General features: G+C 68.8%; 5 protein-coding genes. 2 read left to right on the top strand and 3 right to left on the bottom strand.

Translation table 11 applies throughout. The features are described from left to right. The 3 genes from G6019_RS10890 to G6019_RS10880 all read right to left on the bottom strand — a co-directional run. Window positions 1–361, bottom strand: a 361-nt coding sequence (locus tag G6019_RS10890) for a hypothetical protein (protein WP_182627577.1), incomplete at its 3' end; no start/stop codon positions are given. Window positions 362–465: 104 nt separating this feature from the next. Continuing rightward, entirely contained in the window at window positions 466–1758 is a 1293-nt protein-coding gene (locus tag G6019_RS10885) for an acetyl-CoA hydrolase/transferase family protein (RefSeq protein WP_182613776.1), read from the bottom strand. A 55-nt stretch (window positions 1759–1813) separates the two neighbouring features. Next, complete coding sequence (locus G6019_RS10880) at window positions 1814–2800, bottom strand: LLM class F420-dependent oxidoreductase (protein WP_182613777.1); 987 nt, start codon at window positions 2798–2800, stop codon at window positions 1814–1816. 130 nt (window positions 2801–2930) lie between these two features. Here G6019_RS10880 and G6019_RS10875 point away from each other — a divergent pair, with 130 nt between their 5' ends. Next, on the top strand, window positions 2931–3497 hold the full coding sequence (locus tag G6019_RS10875; RefSeq protein ID WP_182613778.1) for a protein-L-isoaspartate O-methyltransferase family protein: 567 nt from the start codon (window positions 2931–2933) through the stop codon (window positions 3495–3497). Between the two features lie 65 nt (window positions 3498–3562). Next, window positions 3563–5260 (top strand): fumarate hydratase, encoded by a 1698-nt coding sequence (locus G6019_RS10870; RefSeq protein ID WP_107756771.1) that lies wholly within the window; start codon window positions 3563–3565, stop codon window positions 5258–5260. Window positions 5261–5453 lie beyond the last annotated feature (193 nt).

Here is a 5453-nt window from a genome sequence, read left to right as displayed (position 1 = left end):
CACGGCCCGGCGCGTCGGCGCGGTGCTTGGGGTCGAGCTTGTCGGCGTGCTCCTCCATGCGCCGCACGTCCTGACGCTGCTCGTCGAGCACGGAACGATGCTGCTCGGCCTCCGCGCGAAGCCGGTCCGCCTCCGCGGCCTTGGCCTGGGCCTCCTGCTCCGCCGCGCCCGCGCGATGCTCCTGTTCACGGGCGACGGAGTGTTGGCGTTCGAGCTGCTGCTCCCGCTCGCGCGCGTCCTTCCGCAGTTCTGCAGCCTCACCCAGCTTCTTGCGACTGCTGTTCTTCGTGGCCACCGCGATGAGCGCGATGACCACGACCAACGCGACCACCCCGATGACGATCCAGATGATGGGGTCCATAACAGCCTCCGATTCCAGGGGTCACATTCCACCGGGAACGTAACCCCCCTCCCGAACGCCTGCCACCGGTGGGCGCGCGGGGCGCCGGAGTTGCGGGGCCCCGGTCAGTGCAGAGTCCGCGGCATCAAGCCGACCTCTCGGGCCTCCCGACTCAGACGGTCGCGGTGATCCGGGTGGGCGATCGCGATCAACGCGGCCGCCCGGGCGGACACCGACCGGCCCCTCAGCGTGGCGATCCCGTACTCGGTGACCACGCTGTCGATGATGTTCTTGTGGGTCGTCACCGGGCTGCCGGGGGTAAGCGAGAGGGTGATGCGGCTGATCCCCCGGGACGTCTGGGACGGGGTGACGATGAACCCGTGGCCACCGGGCGAGAACCTGCAGCCCCTGGCGAAGTCCGCCTGCCCACCGGCGCCGGACCAGTACCGACCCCCGATGGTCTCCGACGCCGCCTGTCCGTAGAGGTCGACCTCGCTCGTGGCGTTGATCGAGTGGAGGTTGTGCTCCAGGCCGATCACACGCGGGTCGTTGACGATGTCCACCGGCAGCATGGCGACCGAGGGGTTGTTGTGCAGCCAGTCCATGAGCTTCTGTGACCCCACCGCGAAGGTGGTGACGTGTTTGAACGGCCTACCGGTCTTCCGCGAACCGTCGATGACGCCGGCGTCCACGAGGTCCATCACCCCGTCCGACAGAGCCTCGGTGTGGATGCCCAGGTTCTCGTGCCCCGTGAGACGGGACAGCACGGCGTTGGGGAGCTTGCCGACGCCGAGCTGCAGGCAGGCCCCGTCGGGGACCCGCTCGGCGATGACGTCGGCGATCGCGTGCTCGATCTCACCGGGCACCGGCGGGTCGACGGTGATCATCGGCGCGTCGTTCCGGGTCACCCCCACGACCTGGGAGATGTGGATGTGATTCCGGCCGAATGTCCGCGGCATCCTGGCGTTGACCTCCACGAAGAACGGCACCTGCCCGATGAAGGACGCCACGTAGTCGGCGTTGGTGCCCATGGAGAAGAACCCGTGTTCGTCGATCTCGGACACCGTGGTGATCGCGAGCCCGGGCGGGCTGAACTCACGCAGGGTCGCGGGGACCTGGGCGAAGTCGACCGGGACGAGGTCACACGTGCCCTCGTGGAAGTTCTTCCGTGACCCCGGGCCGAGGAAGTAGTCCACATGCCGGAGCCTGCCGGGGTACGCACCCTCCATGAACGGAAGTGACTCCCAGGGATCCATGTGGTGGACGGTGACGTTCTCGAGTCTCTCCGCACCCGCGTCGAGGGCGCGCAGCAGGGCCGGGGGCGCCGCGTTCTGGATCGGCGAGATGATGTGCATCCCCGGCGTGACGTGCTCGAGGACCGCCTCGGGCGGCAGTTCCTCGTAGTGGATGTCCTTCATCGCGGGTCACACTCCGGTCATCGGGGATGGTGTGGGCGTCCGCCCGGGCGGCGGGTCACGCCAGGGCGGGGATGACCTCTCGTTCGAACAGCGCGAGGCCAGAGGTGTCGGTGGCGATCTCGGGGAAGTAGAAGACGCCGTAGGTCATCCCCAGACTTTCGAGTCCGCGCAGCTTGTCCACGATCTGCTCGGGCGTGCCCACCGCGGGCAGACCGCGGTACGCGCCGAGCTGCCGCTCCGCCTCGTCCTGCCCGACGTGGCGGGCCATCCGGTCGCGGAGGAACGCGAGTCTGTCGGCGACGTCCCTCTCCGTCTCCCCCACCGCGACGTTGTAGTTCGCGGTGCGCGTGATCTCGGACGGGTCCCGCCCCAGGTCGGCGCAGTGCCGCGCCAGGACCTGTGATTTGTGGGCGAACCCCTCGGGGCTGCCGTCGAAGTTGGTGTAGTCGGCGTGGCGGGCGGCGATCCGGAGCGTCTTGCGCTCGCCGCCGCCGGCGATCCACGTCGGGATGCCGCCCTCCTGCAGTGGCCGGGGTTGCACGATGGCACCGTCGATCCGGAAATGGTCTCCCTCGAGCGAGACGATGCCGTCGGCCCAGGCGTCGCGCATGATGCGCACTCCCTCGTCGAGCATCGCGATTCGCTCGCCCGCGGAGGGGAAGCCGTAGCCGTATGCCCGCCACTCGTGCTCGTACCACCCGGCGCCGATCCCCATCTCGACCCGACCGCCGGATATGTGGTCGACGGTCGAGGCCATCTTGGCCAGCAGCGCGGGGTTGCGGTACCCCAGACAGGTGCACATCTGACCGAGCCGGACCCGGGTGGTCGCCGCGCCCAGCGCGGACATCAGGGTCCAGGCCTCATGGGTGGCCTCACCGGTGGTGAGCGGCGCGGTGTGCATGTGGTCGTACACCCACACCGACTCCCACGGGCCCGCGTCCGCCCGGGAGGCGAGGTCGGTGATGACCGGCCAGTGCCGGGCGGGAGGCACGTCGACCAGGTCGAGTCGCCAGCCCTGGGGCAGGAAGAGTCCGAAGCGCATGCCACGACACTAGTGCCGCTTTCAGGACGCGGAGAGCCGTTCACCCACGCCCGGGGCCTCGGTGTCGTCGTCGTCACGACCCGGCAGAGGTCTACCCTCGAACCCACACCCCCGGTGAAGGGAGGCCGCCATGCCCACCTCGGAGATCCGCCGGGCGATGCGCGCCCAGGACCGGCGCCGGTTCCTCCCACCGGAGGTCGCGGGCGACCACCAACGCGACGCGCCGCTGCCCATCGGCTTCGGGCAGACCAACTCTCAGCCCTCCACCGTGGCGACCATGCTGGCCCTTCTCGAACCCTTCCCCGGGATGAGGGCCCTCGACGTCGGTTCCGGCAGCGGTTGGACCTCGGCGATACTCGGAGAACTCGGGGGCCCGGGGTCTGCCGTGTTCGCGGTCGAGCTGGTTCCTGAGCTGGTCGAGCGCTCGCGGGCGGCGATCCCCCAGCCCTGGGTGTCGGTTCACCAGGCGCGGCCCGGCGTCCTGGGATTGCCGGAGCACGGCCTGTTCGACCGGATCCTCGTCTCCGCCATGGGCGACGCCCTCCCGCAGGAACTGGTGGATCAGCTCGCCGACGGCGGCGTGATGGTCGCACCCTGGGGGGACGTCATGCACCGGGTACGACGCAATCAAGGGGACCTCGAGGTCACCGACCACGGCGGATACCGCTTCGTCCCCCTGCGGGACACCCGATTCTGACCTGCGCGATCGGGCGATTACCCTGGACCCGAGTGTTAGCCGCGTCTCAGGAATCAGGAGCGTCAATGCCCGAGTTCGTCTATGAGGACCTCCTCCCGGTCGGTGCGGACACCACCGAGTACCGCCTCCTGACCACCGAGGGCGTATCCACGGTCGAGGGTCCGGACGGCACGACGTTCCTGCGCGTGGAGCCCGAGGCGATCCGGTTGCTCACCGAGACGGCCATGCACGACATCTCGCACTACCTGCGCCCCGATCACCTCGCCCAGGTCGCCAAGATCCTCGACGACCCCGAGGCCAGTGACAACGACAAGTTCGTCGCTCTGGATCTGCTCAAGAACGCCAACATCGCCGCCGGCGGGGTACTGCCGATGTGCCAGGACACCGGCACCGCGATCGTCAAGGGCGAGCGCGGTCAGCACGTGTTGACCCCGGGCCCGGATGAACAGGCGGTCGCTCGCGGCGTCTACGACGCGTTCACCCGTCTCAACCTGCGCTACTCGCAGAACGCCCCCCTCACCATGTGGGACGAGAAGAACACCGGGAGCAACCTCCCGGCCCAGATCGAGATCGGCGCGGACACCACTCCCGGCCACGAGAACAGCTACAAGTTCCTGTTCATGGCCAAGGGCGGCGGCTCGGCCAACAAGTCCTTCCTGTACCAGGAGACCAAGGCGATCCTCAATCCCGAGCGGATGATGCAGTTCATCGAGGAGAAGATCCGCTCCATCGGCACCGCGGCCTGCCCGCCCTACCACCTCGCCATCGTGGTGGGCGGGACCTCGGCCGAGTTCGCGGTCAAGACCGCCAAGCTCGCCTCGGCCCACTACCTGGACGAACTCCCCAGGGAAGGGGCCATGTCGGGCCGGGGGTTCCGCGACGTGGAGCTGGAGGAGAAGGTCTTCGAACTGACCCAGCAGATCGGGATCGGAGCGCAGTTCGGTGGCAAGTACTTCTGCCACGACGTGCGCGTGGTGCGGCTCCCGCGCCACGGGGCCTCGCTCCCGGTGGCGATCGCCGTCTCCTGCAGCGCCGATCGCCAGGCCAAGGCCAAGATCACGCCGGAAGGCGTGTTCCTCGAGAAGCTCGAGTTCGACCCCGGCCGGTTCCTGCCCGCGACCACCGATGCGGAGCTGGACGCCGCGACACACGGCGTGTCCGGTACCGGCAAGGGCGCCGCGGTGAAGATCGACCTCAACAAGCCCATGCCAGAGATCCTCGCCGAGCTCAGCAAGCACCCCGTCAAGACCCGGTTGTCGCTGACCGGTCCCCTGGTCGTCGCCCGCGATATCGCCCACTCCAAGATCAAGGAGCGGCTCGACGCCGGCGAGGAGATGCCCCAGTACCTCAAGGACCACCCGGTCTACTACGCAGGCCCTGCCAAGACCCCGGAGGGCATGCCGTCGGGGTCGTTCGGTCCCACCACGGCCGGCCGCATGGACTCCTACGTCGAGCAGTTCCAGGCGGCGGGCGGATCCATGGTCATGCTCGCCAAGGGGAACCGGTCGAAGCAGGTCACCGAGGCCTGCGCGACCCACGGTGGGTTCTACCTGGGATCGATCGGCGGCCCCGCCGCCCGCCTTGCGCAGGACTGCATCAAGCACGTCGAGGTGATCGAGTACGAGGAGCTCGGCATGGAGGCGGTGTGGAAGATCGACGTGGAGGACTTCCCGGCGTTCATCGTGGTCGACGACAAGGGCGAGGACTTCTTCGCCCACACCGGCGAGGTCACGCTGACGATCGGTAAACGCCCCGGGCTCTGAGCCGCGTATGCGGGCCTTCGCCGCGGCGACCTCGTCAGGCTCCCCGGGCCGCTCTCTCCAGAGCCGCCACGTCGAGTCTGACCATGTCCATCATCACCGTGAAGGCCCGTGCGGCGGCGGCCCGGTCCCCCGACCGCCACAGGTCGTACAGCGAGTGGGGTGCGACCTGCCATCGCACGCCGTAACGATCGAT

Source organism: Dietzia sp. DQ12-76 (assembly GCF_014145045.1).
Lineage (GTDB): Bacteria > Actinomycetota > Actinomycetes > Mycobacteriales > Mycobacteriaceae > Dietzia.
This window is presented reverse-complemented; position numbering and strand designations above follow the sequence as displayed.